The sequence below is a fragment of the Arthrobacter sp. LjRoot78 genome (assembly GCF_964254335.1).
GTDB lineage: Bacteria > Actinomycetota > Actinomycetes > Actinomycetales > Micrococcaceae > Arthrobacter.
Map to the genome: position 1 here is coordinate 3466004 of NZ_CAXUTG020000001.1, position 13093 is coordinate 3479096.

The following is a 13093-nucleotide window of genomic DNA, read 5'->3' on the forward strand; positions in this document are numbered from 1 at the left end:
GATGTAGCACCGCGTTTACCGGCATGTCTTGTGGGCGGTCGTTAACGGTCGATACGGCAGGCGAGTTCATAGCCGTCGACCTCGTGGGTGATGGTGTAGTCGGTGGATGGGTGCAATCGCTTAGCAATGCTTTTGAGGTTGCCCCATTCCTTGGGAATGCCTCCTGCGATCCGGTCCACGAGGATGCAGTCCGGGGCGGGGTTCGTGTTGCCGATCCAGTACACGTCGTGGTCATCGACCAGATAGTTCATCAGCCCGATGTCTGTCTCAACGCTCGCCCCGGCCGGCACGGGCGCGAGCACGGCCGCTACGGCATCAGCCCGGGCGGGCGTTGTCCAGGCTTTCGGGTCAGTGAGGGTGCGTAGCGGAAGACCGGGTTGAAGCACGACTGCTGCGGTGATCGCGATGGCGACACCATGGGAAGTGTAGGTGCGCAGCCAGGCCCAGCGGCTATCGGGTCCATGATCGATCGCGTCGAGGAGGGCGACGAATGCGATCGGCATGAGGACCGCACTGTAGTGCCAGGTAGGCCCCCAATGGCCGTCATTGGTGGACAGGAACCGCCATGCCAACGTGGGAACCAGCACGAGCGCAATGGGGGACCGCGCTATCAGCCCTCCGGTGACCACGATGAGCAGCAGCAGAGTCTCACCCTTGGACGGATTGAAGAGCGAAGCGGGATCGGACAGGACGGCCACCGGGTTCGCATTGGCTGCATATGCCCATGCCCCGTTCGGGTTCAGCCCAGGCAGGATGACCCGGGTGGCCAGCACGAACCAGCCGAACCCCCACGCGGCCAGCCAGAAGCCGACCGGTTTGCGGGCACGATAGGCGATGAGAAGGCCGACCGCGACCACAGTAAGCCCGAGGTCCTCTTTCACGAACACCAGGGGTGCCGCCCAGATCGCGGCCGCCCGCCACCGGCTCTCAAGAACGGCGACGAGACTGGCGGTGAGGAGGGGAACGGCGAGGGCAATTTCGTGAAACTGAGCTTCAGCGGCGTTTTGCAATCCCCAGCTGAGCCCGAATGCGATCCCAAGGAGGATGCCAGCCGCTGGGCCGAGGCGTCGTTGCGCTGCGCGGGCGAGGATGCCTGCGGCCGCGGCGAAGCACAGCGCCTGGATCACGAGGAGGGTGAAGGCGTGGGGGAAAGCAGCGTAGACCGGAGCGAAGATGGCCAGCAACGGGTGGAAGTGGTCACCCAGGAGGTTGAACCCGTCGCCCTTCACCGTCACAATCGGAACCCGCAGCGTTGCGTACCGGTCGAGGAGTTGGGCGAAAATGCTCAGATCCCACGACTTCACCGTGAACTGCGACCACTGCCACGCCGCGAACAGGACGTACGCCGCGGCGACGATAACTGCCACGACGACTGGTGCCATCCACAGAGCGTGAGCGTGGCGGGCCGGCTCTAGGCGAGAGGCGGGCTGCACAGCGGCCATATGCCCGACAAGATGTTCATCACGGAAACGACTCTAACCCGCAACTGGTCTCCCCGGTCCTCTCTCGTGCCGGCCCTTTGCGGACTACGATCAGAAGTATCGCGAAGTACACCTTCGCAGTCCCCTGGTTTAGGACGAATAAGGACGACACATGACATCGAAGTCCGCCAGCACGCGTGAACCGGTTGAACAGCCGCCTGCCGTCATTGGCGGGCTGGCCGGCCGGCTCAGTGACCTTGCCCGTGACCTGCAGCAGGAACAGGACACCGAAGCGATCCTGGCCACCATCGTCCACGCCGCGCTGGAACTGATCCCGCACGTCACCGATGCATCCATCAGCCTCGTTACCGGCCGCCGCGAGATTCAGTCCCGGGCTGCGTCGGGGGAACTTCCCCTCAAGGTGGACGCGCTGCAAAGCGAAAAAGGCCAGGGCCCCTGCCTCGACGCCGCCTATGACCAACGCGTCGTCCGCGTCCCTGACCTGAGCAAAGGCAAACGATGGCCGGATTTCGCTCAGGCGGCCTACGACATTGGCGCGCGGAGCATGCTCTCCATCCAGCTCTTTGTGGAGGGGGACAAACTCGGCGCCCTGAACCTTTACGGCGACGAGGTGAACGTCTTCGACGAGGAATCAGAACAGATCGCAATGCTCTTGGCCGCCCACGCCGCCATCGCTTTCTCCGACGCCAAGGAAATCGCGCAGCTGACCCAGGCACTGGACACCAGGGACCTGATCGGCCAGGCGAAAGGGATCCTGATGGAAAGATTCAAGATCACGTCCCAACAGGCCTTCCTGGTCCTGACCAAGGCCAGCTCCGAATCGAATATCAAGCTCAGGGACGTCGCCGAGCACCTTACCAGCAGCGGGGAAATCCCCACCCGCCGGAGATGACCCGGAGCTCTGCTCCATAGGAGGCACGTTATGAACATCGCCGTTGCCGGGGGAACCGGAACTGTCGGCCGCCATGTGGTCAGCGCCGCCAGGCGGCGGGGGCACCAGGTGGTGAGCCTGAGCCGCGCAGACGGCGTGGACCTGCTCACCGGCCGCGGCCTCGACGAGGCACTCCGGGGCGTGGATACGGTTATCGACGTTTCCGGCCCCCGGGCCGTGTCCACCAAGAAGGCCGTGGACTATTTCACGAACAGCACCCAGAACCTGCTCGCGGCAGAGAAGGAGGCGGGCGTGCGGCACCACCTTGCCCTCTCGATTGTGGGCATCGACAGGGCGGCGTCGGGGCTCTATGCGGGAAAACTGGTGCAGGAGGACGCCGTCCGCCACGGGGATGTGCCGTGGACCCTCTTGAGGTCCACGCAGTTCCACGAGTTTGTGCCGCTGACCGTCAGCGCCGCTTCACTGGGCCCGCTGGTGTTCGTTCCGCGGATGCGGACCCAGCCCGTGGCGGCGCGTGAAGTGGCCGAGGCCTTGGTGGACGCCGCCGAAGCAGGGCCCCAGGGCCGGGTGGCGGACCTCGGCGGGCCCCGCCCGGAGGACCTCGCCGCCCTGGTCCGCGCCTACCTGAAGAGAACCGGCAGGCGGAAGCGGGCGGTGAAAATCTCTGTCCCCGGCTCCATGGGCAAGGCCATGCGCAACGGCGACCTCATCCCGAAGCCGGGAGCCGCCGTCGGACGCCAGACGTTCCGGGAGTGGCTGGAGACGCAACCGTCCTCCCCCCGCTAGCAGCAGCCGCCTACACGTACCCGTCCACAATCGCCGCCGCGATTTCCTTGTACGCTCGCCGGGTCTCCGGCTTCAGCACGTCCAGGGTGACCAGGTCGCCGTCGGCCACTCCGCGGTCATGCGGGACGGCGATCAGCTGCCGGCAGATGCCGGAGAGGTGTTCCTCGATCGCGTCCTTGTCCACGCGGGAGGAGACCTCGTCCTTGTCCGTGATCACCACGATCGCGTTGCGGGCCAGGTCCTCGTAGCCGTGGCTCGCGAGCCACTGCAGGGTGCTGCGGGCACGCTTGGCGCCGCTCACCGCGTACCCGGCGGCGATCACCAGGTTGTCCGCGGACTGCAGGATGCCGCTCATGGCGTTGTGTGTGACGCCGGTGCCGCAGTCGGTCAGGGCCACGGAGTAGTAGCCGGAGATGAGCTTGCGAATGCGGAGGTATTCCTCGGCCGTGAGCGAGTCGGACACTTCCGGGTCCTGCTCCCCCGCGATCAGGTGCAGGCGGCCGGCGTGGTGCATGTAGCGGGCCAGCGCAGTGAGGGAGTCCACGGAGTCGATGTTCTTGAGCAGGTCCGTGATGGTGCGCGGGCTGGACTGCTGGTAGATGCCTTCGCCCAGGGCGCGCTCCACGAGGTCGCCCGAGTCCGGGTTGGCGTCGATGGCGCAGGGGGCGTCGCCGCGGAATTCGGCCAGGGTCAGGCCCACACCCACGGTGGTGGAGGTCTTGCCGATGCCGCCCTTGAGGCTGAGCACCGCGGTGTTGTAGCTCCCCTGCAGCTGGCGCGAGATCCGCCGGCCCAGTTCGTCCTCTTCGCGCTGGCGGGGACCGGGGCCCAGGTTGATGGCTCCGCCGGTCAGGGCGAACAGGGCGCCGCGGAAGCCGCCGCGGGGGCGCGGCTTCTGTTCGCGGACAAAGGAACCGGGTGAGGTGATGAAGTCGGAAACGGGCGCGTCCGCAGCCGCCAGTTTGGCGGCCTGGCGGGAAACGTTCGACGGCGGCGCGCTGGGTTCCGCGGGCACGCCGCCCCTGCGGGAGGTGGCGGGCTGCGCCTCAGGCTGCGAGGCGGGCTGGGCCGCCGGCTGGGCGGCGGGCTGGGCAGGAACAGCAGGAGCGGAAGCCTGCACCGGGGCCGCCGCGGAAACCTCGGCGCCACCTTCCGCTTCCACCTGCGCGTCCGCGACGGCTGCCGCTTCGGCCCAGGAACTCCGGCGGGTGGGAGCGGTGCGGCTGTTGTTCGGGGTGGCAGCGGCGGGCATGGTTCCTGTCCGGGCGTCCGGAGATGCACCTGCCGGGCGACGGAGGTCGCGGCGGCGGCGCGTCTGGGGCTGCCCTGCATTGTGTGCAGTGGCGCGTGCGTTCTTATCGGCCGATTCGGGCATGTTCGTCCCCCCAGGACATTCGGCAAAGCGTGCAACGGCTCTTTACGGCTTCGGTCAAGGAGCAATTCTAGGCGCAATAGGCCAAAAGTCCCCCATATGCTGGCCAGGTTCCGGCGGAAGAGAGGCACGGCACAGTTGCCCGGGCGGGGCGTGCGCTTTACATTGAGGCATGGCCAACTCTTCCGAGCACGAGCGCGTCCTGGAACTTCAGGACCTCATTGTCGGCACGCAGAATGTCGCCGAGTTCCTGCAGCGCCTGTCCGTCATGGCGGCGGGGGCTCTGAGCCGTGAAACGTCCGGCACCGTCGAGTGCGGTGTCACGCTGAAGCGGAGGCGCCGGACCTTCACCGTGGCCGGGAGCAGTCCGAAGGCGGTCCTCCTGGACGAGATCGAACAGCGCATCGGGGACGGCCCGTGCATCGAGGCGCTCCGGGTGAAGGCGCCGGTGCTGCTGGCCAACGTGGACACGGATCCGCGCTGGCCGGTCTACCGGGAAGCACTGGAGGTTGAGGGATGCCGTGCCACCCTGGGTGTGCCGCTGGAACTCGGTGAGGATGCGGCCGCCGCGCTGAACTTTTTCGCGTTCGAATCAGGTGTATTCACCCCGGCCGTCGTGCAGGAAGCCGTGGAATTCGCGGACCTTGCCGGCGGTGCCGTGCGGCTGGCTGTGAGGCTGGGCACCGCGCAGTCGCTGGCGGACGATCTCGCCGCCGCCATGCAGAGCCGCACGTCCATCGACCTGGCGTGCGGAGTGATCATGGGCCAGAACCGCTGCAGCCAGGCTGAGGCCATGGCCATCCTCACCAAGGTGTCCAGCCACCGCAACCAGAAACTTCGCGTAGTGGCCGAGGAGATGCTCGCCAATCTGGTGGGCGGAGGCGTCCACACGCACTTCGATCCCTAAGGATTGAGGCACCATAACGTCAGCTGGCCGGTGCGTCCTTGCCCGTCGTCAGCCTCTCGGCGAGTCCGGAGAGCAGGATGCTGATTCCTTCATCCAGCTCCGCCTCGCCGTCGTAGTCCGCCAGGACGGGCGCCAGCTCGCGCAGGTTGGGGAAGTCCCTGGCAGGGAGCCGGTGCAGGCCCAGCCGGAGCAGCGCTACGTTTTCTTCCGGATCCACGATGTATTCCTGAAGTTCGTTCAGGATGTGGCCGTAGAGGAAGCCGTAGTAGGCGCGGTAAACGTGGAGGGCGTCGTTCGGCGCAAAGCCCGCTTCGACCAGCAGTCCCAGGATCTGTTCCAGCGGGCGCAGCGTCCCCAGCGGACGGAGGCCCAGCGGTGTTGAGAGCGGGCGCGTCACCAGCAGCGGCACAACGTTCGGATGCCGGAGGGCCAGGAGCCGGAGGTCGTGCGCGATCCTGCGCAGCTGGGCCTGCCAGTCGGGGTCCGTCGGGAAGATCGCCAACTCGTTGAGGACCAGTTCGGTGATGCCGTCCAGCAGGTCAGCCCGGTTGGCGGCGTAACGGTAGAGGCCCATGGGGTCCCGGTCCAGCGCCTGGCCCAGCCGGCGCATGCTCAGCGCCTCGAGCCCCTCGGAGTCCACCAGCTCTAGCGCCGTCCGGAGGACTTCCTCCCGGTTCAGCCTTCTTCTGGAATCTGTTTCCTGCGGCGCTGACATGGCGGTGGGTCCTTACGTCGGTGTGGCCGGTGGGTGGAAAGCATGTGGCTGTCCACTCTTGCTTAACCCGTAGTCTACGCCTAGAGTCTACGGTGTAGATGCATTCGGCGGAGACTAATTCTTAGCCCTACGGATGCGGCTCGTCACTGCTGCTAATACAGGGCGTGGAACTCCTCAGGCCTAGTGCAGGGACCTGGGGTTCAGCTGCTGTAGCCGAATGGCGGCACTTGACGCACAGTACGGAAAGAGCCAACCATGGGCATTTCAAAAATTGATCGTTTTCTCACTGAAGCCACCGTTCCGGACCAGGAAGGCGACGCCTCCCTCAGGAAAGACCAGCTCTACGGGCTTTACACCAGCTGGTGCATGCTCAATCAGTTCATCCCGGCAACCGCCGGGGAATTCTGGTCGGAGATGAAGGCCCGCAGGATCAGGTCGTCGGACAGTCGCCTGCGCATGACCGGGGCAGCCGCCGCGGACTACATCCTGGCCACCCGCCCGGTTCTGGTCTAGCAGACAGCAGGCCCGGCAGAAGCACGACGACGAGAGGCCGGTTCGCGGTCAGCCTTGGGGGCTGACCGGGGAACCGGCCTTTTTCGCGCCTACCGGGCCAGCGCTTTCATCCCCCGCTTCGACAGCGACGAACGCTGCCCGCAGTTGGAGCAGGTGATGCGGTACGTGCGTGACATCGTGAAGATCGGGATGAAGAAGAGCGTGAACTTGTTTGCCCGTTCTTCGAGGTACTGCTCCGCGTACTGGCCGCAGGAGCGGCACAATGAAAGCCTCCCGGGCAGTGCCCGCTGGACGGTCTTGAGGCCAAAGAGTAGAAGCATCTCTGCCTTTCTGGGTTTTCTCGACCCGGGGTGGCGAAACACCCGGATTATCAGGGTGCTTACGGTCCAATAGTAATCATGCTTAGTATTAGGTGAGGTTTATCCAGCAGACCCATCACCGTGCCCCCAGCCGCGGTCTCCCGGAAGGCAGGCAACACGCACATGGCTTTGGCCCAGCAGAACAGACCGGCAGGATGGTCTACCCACCGCTTATTGTCGACGGCGGCGCGGCTGGACGAGCGCAGAATTAACCGCCGGCTGGTCGGGCTGGGGCTCACCAAGTCATCCTTCGACGCGCTGGACTGCGTGGAGGAGCTGGGCCCTGCCACGCAGAACTGCCTGGCCGACGAGCTTGGGATCACCGCCCAGAGCCTGGGCAAGATCCTGGACCGGCTGAGGGACCTGGGCCTCCTGACCAAGGAGCGCGGCGCGGGCGACGGCAGGAGCCGGAGCGTCCGGCTGACGCCCCGCGGGCGGTCCGTGCTGCGGACGGCCGAGGAACTGGTCCGCGGACTCCCCCGGCCCGAGCATGAGGTGGAGGTGGATTTGCGGCGGCATCTGGAACAGCACATCGCGCACCTCGCGGAGCCTCCGCAGGCCCCGTCACGGGATACCGAAGCTGAGGCCTAGGCCGTTTCCCCTAAAACGGCGGTATGGCGGCTGCTTGCAGTACTGCTCCGCCCGGTAGGTGAGTGCGACTTTGTCGTACCGGTGGCAAGGCCATGCCATTGTTTCTAAGTTTTTGAAGTTCCGTTCGACGACGTTGCGGCCTGTAGTCCTCCGACGCGCGCCTTTGCCTACCGAAGAGATTTCCAGGTCTAGTCGTAGGTATGAAGAAGCCCGTCGAAAGCGGCTGCTGGTGGTGCAGTTTCTTCGGGGATATCAGCCCCACCTAAGCTGATCCGATGAAAGCTTTCGGCCTGGCTAATTTCTTGGGCGCAACTTGGTTGTGGTGGATTGTCCTGATCACAGGGGCGGCTCTGGGCGCCTTCGTCACTTGCGCAGTTCGATTGGCAGTTGGAGAAGGTCCCAAAGCCCCCTGGGCCGAGTTGATCACGGCGTTCCTAGCAGGCCTCGCCTTCGTCATCGCTTTGGCCACGTACCGGTTCACTTGGATGAAGAGCCAGAATGACCTGTTCGGGGTGATGCACGACAGGCTTCTCTCGCCTGAGGTGCAGACGGCTCGTAAGTTCCTGAGCAACGCCACCAAGGAACAGGTAGGCGATCTCTTCCTACCCGGAAACCGTCAGCACGAGATCATCAATCACACACTTGCCTTGTATGAGACGTTCTCCATGTATGCGGAAAAGCGACTGGTGAACCCAGCGCTCTATGAGGAGATGTGGGGCCAGAACCTCCGCAGCCGGCGCCAGACGATCCTGTGGTTCCTGGAGTTCAGGAAAGCCAAGGATGGCTTCGAGTCGTGGCCCCACCTACGCAGATTCCTGAAGTGAGCCCATGGCGGACCGGGCGCTCTGCGCGGCCTGGGCATCAAAGCAGTCATCCAGGGGCAGGCTGTTACAGGAGTTACAGGAGTGACAGAAATAAAGTTGAGTTAATCTTGAGCCTTCCTTGGCGGCCACTTGAGTGTGCTCCCTGAGACTTTTTATATCGGAGCCGGACAGGCCTCGAAGGTCCGCGGATACGCCGCACAAGTTCAAGGGGCACTTCAAATGAGCAAAGTAGCTGGACGCAAGAAGCGCATCATCATCACCACTGCTGCCCTGGTGGCAATCGGCGGCGGCGCGGCCTTCGCCTACTGGACCGCCACGGGCACCGGAACCGGCCAGGCTTCCGCCGGCCAGACGGTGGCCTTCAAGGTCGCCAGCACTCCGGCCACCGGCGACGCCCTGACCCCGGGCGGCCCCACCCAGTCCGCGAGCTTCACGGTCAAGAACGAAAACACCGGCACACAGATTCTGGCCAATGTCACCGCCAAGGTGGCCAACGCGGACGGCTCCGCCTGGGTTGCGGTACCGGGTTGCTCCGCGGCCGACTTCGCCGTCGGCACCCCGGACATCACCAAGGGCCAGATTTCCGCCGGCACAACGGTTTCCGGCACGGTCTCCATCCAGATGGTCAACCGCGATGCCAACCAGAACGCATGCCAGAACGTCACGGTCCCGCTGTTCTTCGAAGCAAGCTGAAGGGGTAGCGTACTGACGCTCCTTCTCAACACCGCCACCTTCATTCCCCAATGGTGAATGTGGCACCCACCCCCTGAGCCAATGTCGAGAAGGTGCGAATGTCCGGCAGGCGCAACACCAGCTCCCCCGAAAGCCCCCGCGGCTTTCGGCGGGGGCTGGTGCTGTTTCAGCGCCTGTTCGGCCGCGGCTTCGTTGCAGGCATCGCCATGGTGGTGGTGGCCCTGATCGGCGCCACGGCAGCATCCGCTTACTGGCCGGGCTCCGGAACGGGACGTACGACGGCGGCGGTCGCCACCCTGGCACCGCCCACCAATGTGACGGTGCCCGGGAACAGCACCTCGAGCGTGCCGGTTGCCTGGACCGCTTCGGCCGGACCCACCGCGCCCACCGGCTACTACGTCACCCGCATCACCGGCGCCACATCCATGCCCGCCTGCGGCAGCAGCCCCGCTGCCCTCATCACCGGCACCAGCTGCACGGACTCCTCTGTCCCCGAAGGCACCCACAAGTACGTAGTCACCGCGGTCCACCGTTCCTGGACCGCCGTGAGCGCGGCCAGCGGAAGCGTCCTGGTGTGGAGCATGCAGAGCGCTGCGTTCACGGTTCAGCCGGCGAATGTTGTGGCTGGGCAGGCACTGCCCGGTGTCAAGGTGGCGGTTCGAACCGTGGACCTCCTGCCGGTAGCAGGGGCCGCGGTGACACTGGCCCTCAGCAACAACCCGGGCGGCGGCACGCTCTCCGGCACGCTGACGGCTACTACCAACAGCTTCGGTGAGGCCACGTTCAGCGGCCTGTCCATCAACAAGACCGGTTCCGGCTACACGCTCGCGGCGTCGAGCCCCGGAGTTGCCGGCGCCATCAGCGCCCCGTTCACCGTAACGGCGGCGGCCGCCGCCCAGCTTGTAGTCTCCGGGCCTCCCTCAGGCACGGCGTCCGCAACGGCAACGGTTGGACCGTTCTCCGTCCAGCGCCAGGATGCCTACGGCAATCCCGTGGCAACCGGCAGCACCGAGGTCACCCTCGCGTCCAGCTCCACCGGAACCAAGGTGTTCGCCGCAACGTCTGGCGGCGCAAGTGTCACGAAGGTGACCATTCCGGCAGGGTCCGCGTCGGCGTCGTTCTTCTACGGCGACACGAAGGCGGGATCGCCCTCCGTCACCGCAGCGGCAACGGGCCTGGGCCAGACCACTGCGCAGGTCAGCGTGACGGCGGCAGCTGCCGCCAAGCTGGTCTTCGGGCAGCAGCCCACCAACACTGCGAAGGCGCAGAGGATTACACCCGTGACGGTGCTGGTGATGGACCAGTTCGACAACCTTCAGACCACAAGCGTCGCCACAGTGACCATGGACAAAACGGTCAAGCAGGGAAACCTGGGCGGAACCGTGGTTCAGAATGCGGTGGGCGGCGTGGCCACGTTCAGCGACCTGACCATCAACCCGGCCGGCGTGCACACGCTGATCGCCACGAGCCCGAGCCTTGGAAGCGTCACCAGTGCGGAGTTCACCTCAGGCGGTTAGACCCGGGAGGTGCTGGCAATAGGGCGCGGCCAAACTCATGGGCCCCGATGCTTGTCCTTTGATCAGACAAGCCCACGGTCCCTGACCGTCTGGGCTCAATGCTGGCCCTTATGAAAGTCAGGCTCGGCCGATGCACTCGGTTCTGTCCGTTATGAGAACAGCGTCGCCATTTGCCAAAATTGTGAACTTTATAAAGGCGACAAAGTTCGGCGCTGAACCCTTGCTAATGAAGTGAAATTGATCCTGAACGAGTACGGTGCCATCGGCCTTGACGATGCTTGACGCATTCTCGTTGAGGACGTAGGCATTGCCTTCGTCGTCGCTGGCAGTGGCCTTGATCGTGACGTGGCCGCTCCAGGAGCCGTCGGCATTGGTGTGGATGACTTCCTGATAGGCGCCATCCACCCTGATAGTTCCGGTGGTGCAGTCCACGGTGATTACAGCCCCACCGCCGTAACCAATACGGATAACCGTGGCCGGAGCCGCGTTGGCTGCGGTGGCCGGAACAACGGCGGCCACGGCCAGGACGGCTCCTGCGAGGGATCGGCTAATAGCGCGCATGTAGAAGTCCTAACTAGGCGTATCCCACAAAGTGCGGGGTTCTAGCAAGTTAGTCATAACAGGGGGCCAGTGCGCGGGAGTGCCCGCTACCCGTCTTCAACACGCACGGGGCGAGTAGCCAAGGGGACTTACCCACCAAATGATCAGCGCCTCTCGCAGCCGTACGTCACCCCCGGAACAGCGCCGCTGCCACCACGCCCGCGGTGATCACCAGGAGGACGCCGAGCAGCAGGTAACCGCGCCACTTGGGGCCGGAGCGGTGCGGATTGATATCTACGTAGGGCATTACCGGCGGACCTTTACGGGAACGGGCTTGGCTGCGGCGCCGCGCTTGAGGCGGAGCAGCAGGTATAAAGCGGTGAACGGAATGAACAGGGTTCCCATCAATGCGCACAGCGCAAAGGCATAATCGGTCAGGGCCACTGAATTGCCTCCAGGATGCGTCGTTGCACTCGAGGCAGGCACGCTAGCAGAAAGCTCTTCGCGTCAACGGCCGGCAACGAACTGTGGGATCCCCCATGTCGGATCGTGGATCACTCTACAGGTGAGGCCGGTAATGTCCAAAGCAGTATAGGAGCGCCAAAAATCCTGTCAACCGAATGCCGGTTTTGGGCCGTGTGATTCCGGACTCAGCGCCCCAGCGCCATCCAAACTACGACGGCGGTGGCAGCGGCCAGCGCCGCCAGCCCCACGTTCGCCAGCACGCGGAAACGCCGCTTCCGCACCTCCCGCCGCCAATCCCTGGACGTCAGACCACTCGTATATTTCCCCATGACGGCGATAGTACCTGCACAATGTTTCAGGAAAACCAAGTCAAGCGGTTTAAGACGCAGGAATTAGTGCGAGAACCCGTTCGCATCCCGCAGCGGGAAAGTGTTCCGGGTTTCCGGGGGCATGTTCTGCTGGTCCAGCCAGGATCGGACGGGGTACGGATCATCAGCGACGATGTTCCTCGCCACGAAGCGGCGGAACGCTTCCTTGACGGCTCTAATCATGCACTTACGCTACGGGCAGGTAACTCCTCTAGACAGAGTGGTCTGTACTCGTCTTTTCGGGGCTTCACCACTCGTAAAAGGATGTAAACGGTACTTGTTTTTCCGGGAAAGCGGCAAAAGTGTTAGCGGGCATTTCAGCAATTCAATAACAGCGAAAACCCCTGCTTTTAAACATTCGCACCGCATCTAGCGCCGCTTCCCGGCGGAGGAGCATACTTTTAACGCCGCCCCAATCGATGGATATTCTCCACCCGGACGGCCCAACACCGGCCGTACCCATCGGGTCCGCCGGCATCCTGGCGAAGGCTGGGCATCCGGCCCCGTGCTTCGCGTCCCTTGCCGAACAATGAATCTCGGGTCTCAGAGGGTTGGAAGAAAAAATGAGGAATCGCACCAGAACAGGACTGATGTCCATGGTGGCCGCAGCGGTGCTGGCCGTGGGGCTCGCACCCGCAGCCGCCGTCGCGCATGAAGGGTCCGGGCGCGGCGGCGACTCGGACAAGAGCGACGACTGGAAGAAGAATTCGCAACAGCGCAGGCTGGTAAATACGCTGCGGGATGTCACTGACGATTACCGCTGGCTGGATAACGCAAAGAAGGACGGCTACAAGAAGATCACCGAATGCATCGAGAAGGACGGCGTCGGCGCGATGGGATTCCATTACGCCAAGGAATCTTTGATCGATGACAAGACCCAGGCCCGCAAGCCGGAGATTCTTGTGTACATGCCAAATGATCGCGGACGCATGAAGCTGGTGGCGGTGGAGTTCCTGTCCACGGCAAAGGACCGGCCGGAGATCGCAGGACTGGACTTCGATAACGGGCCGTTCCCGGGTTCTTTTGCCCTGCACGCCTGGGTGTGGAAGGACAATCCGGACGGCATGTTCGCCGCCTACAACCCTGACCACAAGTGCCCGAAGTAGCTG

At 64.3% G+C, this 13093-nt stretch carries 17 protein-coding genes; 9 read left to right on the top strand and 8 right to left on the bottom strand.

All coding sequences use genetic code 11. The features are described 5' to 3' along the window. Positions 1-41: 41 nt before the first annotated feature. Positions 42-1382: a DUF2079 domain-containing protein gene (locus ACSQ1X_RS16080; RefSeq protein ID WP_436058372.1), complete on the bottom strand. Its 1341-nt coding sequence runs from the start codon at positions 1380-1382 to the stop codon at positions 42-44. A 211-nt stretch (positions 1383-1593) separates the two neighbouring features. Here ACSQ1X_RS16080 and ACSQ1X_RS16085 point away from each other — a divergent pair, with 211 nt between their 5' ends. Then, positions 1594-2334: a GAF and ANTAR domain-containing protein gene (locus ACSQ1X_RS16085; protein ID WP_436058373.1), complete on the top strand. Its 741-nt coding sequence runs from the start codon at positions 1594-1596 to the stop codon at positions 2332-2334. A 30-nt stretch (positions 2335-2364) separates the two neighbouring features. Beyond that, positions 2365-3120 carry an SDR family oxidoreductase gene (locus ACSQ1X_RS16090; RefSeq protein WP_436058374.1) on the top strand — a complete coding sequence of 252 codons (756 nt, stop codon included), beginning with the start codon at positions 2365-2367 and terminating at the stop codon, positions 3118-3120. A 10-nt stretch (positions 3121-3130) separates the two neighbouring features. On the opposite strand, the gene ACSQ1X_RS16095 is transcribed toward ACSQ1X_RS16090, so the two are convergent. Beyond that, entirely contained in the window at positions 3131-4495 is a 1365-nt protein-coding gene (locus ACSQ1X_RS16095) for a MinD/ParA family ATP-binding protein (RefSeq protein ID WP_436058375.1), read from the bottom strand. A 169-nt stretch (positions 4496-4664) separates the two neighbouring features. Here ACSQ1X_RS16095 and ACSQ1X_RS16100 point away from each other — a divergent pair, with 169 nt between their 5' ends. Then, positions 4665-5399 (top strand): GAF and ANTAR domain-containing protein, encoded by a 735-nt coding sequence (locus ACSQ1X_RS16100; protein WP_436058376.1) that lies wholly within the window; start codon positions 4665-4667, stop codon positions 5397-5399. Between the two features lie 19 nt (positions 5400-5418). Here the strand turns inward: ACSQ1X_RS16100 and ACSQ1X_RS16105 are convergent, their stop codons facing one another. Continuing rightward, a complete protein-coding gene (locus ACSQ1X_RS16105; protein ID WP_436058377.1) occupies positions 5419-6114 on the bottom strand; it encodes a TetR/AcrR family transcriptional regulator C-terminal domain-containing protein in 696 nt (231 codons plus the stop codon). Positions 6115-6369: 255 nt separating this feature from the next. Here ACSQ1X_RS16105 and ACSQ1X_RS16110 point away from each other — a divergent pair, with 255 nt between their 5' ends. Continuing rightward, the gene (locus tag ACSQ1X_RS16110) at positions 6370-6627 is read left to right on the top strand and encodes a hypothetical protein (RefSeq protein ID WP_436058378.1); all 258 of its coding nucleotides are present in this window, start codon (positions 6370-6372) and stop codon (positions 6625-6627) included. A gap of 89 nt (positions 6628-6716) precedes the next feature. Here ACSQ1X_RS16110 and ACSQ1X_RS16115 read toward each other — a convergent pair whose 3' ends face one another. Continuing rightward, complete coding sequence (locus ACSQ1X_RS16115; RefSeq protein WP_436058379.1) at positions 6717-6947, bottom strand: zinc-ribbon domain-containing protein; 231 nt, start codon at positions 6945-6947, stop codon at positions 6717-6719. 213 nt (positions 6948-7160) lie between these two features. On the opposite strand from ACSQ1X_RS16115, the gene ACSQ1X_RS16120 reads away from it, so the two are divergent. The 4 genes from ACSQ1X_RS16120 (at position 7161) to ACSQ1X_RS16135 (ending at position 10611) form a co-directional block, all read left to right on the top strand. Further along, positions 7161-7577, top strand: coding sequence for a MarR family winged helix-turn-helix transcriptional regulator (locus ACSQ1X_RS16120; protein ID WP_436058380.1), 417 nt, complete (start codon positions 7161-7163; stop codon positions 7575-7577). A gap of 275 nt (positions 7578-7852) precedes the next feature. Then, positions 7853-8401, top strand: a complete 549-nt coding sequence (locus ACSQ1X_RS16125) for a hypothetical protein (RefSeq protein WP_436058381.1) — start codon at positions 7853-7855, stop codon at positions 8399-8401. Between the two features lie 219 nt (positions 8402-8620). After that, positions 8621-9094, top strand: coding sequence for a hypothetical protein (locus ACSQ1X_RS16130; protein ID WP_436058382.1), 474 nt, complete (start codon positions 8621-8623; stop codon positions 9092-9094). A 98-nt stretch (positions 9095-9192) separates the two neighbouring features. Continuing rightward, entirely contained in the window at positions 9193-10611 is a 1419-nt protein-coding gene (locus ACSQ1X_RS16135; RefSeq protein WP_436058383.1) for a hypothetical protein, read from the top strand. A gap of 117 nt (positions 10612-10728) precedes the next feature. Here the strand turns inward: ACSQ1X_RS16135 and ACSQ1X_RS16140 are convergent, their stop codons facing one another. From ACSQ1X_RS16140 to ACSQ1X_RS16155, 4 genes are all read right to left on the bottom strand, one after another. Further along, on the bottom strand, positions 10729-11130 hold the full coding sequence (locus tag ACSQ1X_RS16140; RefSeq protein ID WP_436058384.1) for a hypothetical protein: 402 nt from the start codon (positions 11128-11130) through the stop codon (positions 10729-10731). A gap of 327 nt (positions 11131-11457) precedes the next feature. Continuing rightward, positions 11458-11595 carry a hypothetical protein gene (locus ACSQ1X_RS16145; RefSeq protein WP_156372455.1) on the bottom strand — a complete coding sequence of 46 codons (138 nt, stop codon included), beginning with the start codon at positions 11593-11595 and terminating at the stop codon, positions 11458-11460. Between the two features lie 206 nt (positions 11596-11801). After that, positions 11802-11945 carry a hypothetical protein gene (locus ACSQ1X_RS16150; protein ID WP_156037135.1) on the bottom strand — a complete coding sequence of 48 codons (144 nt, stop codon included), beginning with the start codon at positions 11943-11945 and terminating at the stop codon, positions 11802-11804. Between the two features lie 63 nt (positions 11946-12008). Further along, positions 12009-12167 (bottom strand): hypothetical protein, encoded by a 159-nt coding sequence (locus ACSQ1X_RS16155; protein WP_436058385.1) that lies wholly within the window; start codon positions 12165-12167, stop codon positions 12009-12011. A gap of 380 nt (positions 12168-12547) precedes the next feature. On the opposite strand from ACSQ1X_RS16155, the gene ACSQ1X_RS16160 reads away from it, so the two are divergent. After that, the gene (locus tag ACSQ1X_RS16160) at positions 12548-13090 is read left to right on the top strand and encodes a hypothetical protein (protein WP_436058386.1); all 543 of its coding nucleotides are present in this window, start codon (positions 12548-12550) and stop codon (positions 13088-13090) included. Positions 13091-13093: the final 3 nt, after the last annotated feature.

Excerpts from the sequence above, each read along its gene's own strand:
- ACSQ1X_RS16160 (WP_436058386.1), top strand. The coding sequence starts at position 12,548 with ATGAGGAATCGCACCAGAACAGGACTGATGTCCATGGTGGCCGCAGCG.
- ACSQ1X_RS16155 (WP_436058385.1), bottom strand. The coding sequence starts at position 12,167 with ATGATTAGAGCCGTCAAGGAAGCGTTCCGCCGCTTCGTGGCGAGGAAC.
- ACSQ1X_RS16095 (WP_436058375.1), bottom strand. The coding sequence starts at position 4,495 with ATGCCCGAATCGGCCGATAAGAACGCACGCGCCACTGCACACAATGCA.
- ACSQ1X_RS16125 (WP_436058381.1), top strand. The coding sequence starts at position 7,853 with ATGAAAGCTTTCGGCCTGGCTAATTTCTTGGGCGCAACTTGGTTGTGG.
- ACSQ1X_RS16115 (WP_436058379.1), bottom strand. The coding sequence starts at position 6,947 with ATGCTTCTACTCTTTGGCCTCAAGACCGTCCAGCGGGCACTGCCCGGG.
- ACSQ1X_RS16085 (WP_436058373.1), top strand. The coding sequence starts at position 1,594 with ATGACATCGAAGTCCGCCAGCACGCGTGAACCGGTTGAACAGCCGCCT.
- ACSQ1X_RS16130 (WP_436058382.1), top strand. The coding sequence starts at position 8,621 with ATGAGCAAAGTAGCTGGACGCAAGAAGCGCATCATCATCACCACTGCT.
- ACSQ1X_RS16135 (WP_436058383.1), top strand. The coding sequence starts at position 9,193 with ATGTCCGGCAGGCGCAACACCAGCTCCCCCGAAAGCCCCCGCGGCTTT.
- ACSQ1X_RS16110 (WP_436058378.1), top strand. The coding sequence starts at position 6,370 with ATGGGCATTTCAAAAATTGATCGTTTTCTCACTGAAGCCACCGTTCCG.
- ACSQ1X_RS16150 (WP_156037135.1), bottom strand. The coding sequence starts at position 11,945 with ATGGGGAAATATACGAGTGGTCTGACGTCCAGGGATTGGCGGCGGGAG.
- ACSQ1X_RS16080 (WP_436058372.1), bottom strand. The coding sequence starts at position 1,382 with ATGGCACCAGTCGTCGTGGCAGTTATCGTCGCCGCGGCGTACGTCCTG.
- ACSQ1X_RS16100 (WP_436058376.1), top strand. The coding sequence starts at position 4,665 with ATGGCCAACTCTTCCGAGCACGAGCGCGTCCTGGAACTTCAGGACCTC.
- ACSQ1X_RS16105 (WP_436058377.1), bottom strand. The coding sequence starts at position 6,114 with ATGTCAGCGCCGCAGGAAACAGATTCCAGAAGAAGGCTGAACCGGGAG.
- ACSQ1X_RS16090 (WP_436058374.1), top strand. The coding sequence starts at position 2,365 with ATGAACATCGCCGTTGCCGGGGGAACCGGAACTGTCGGCCGCCATGTG.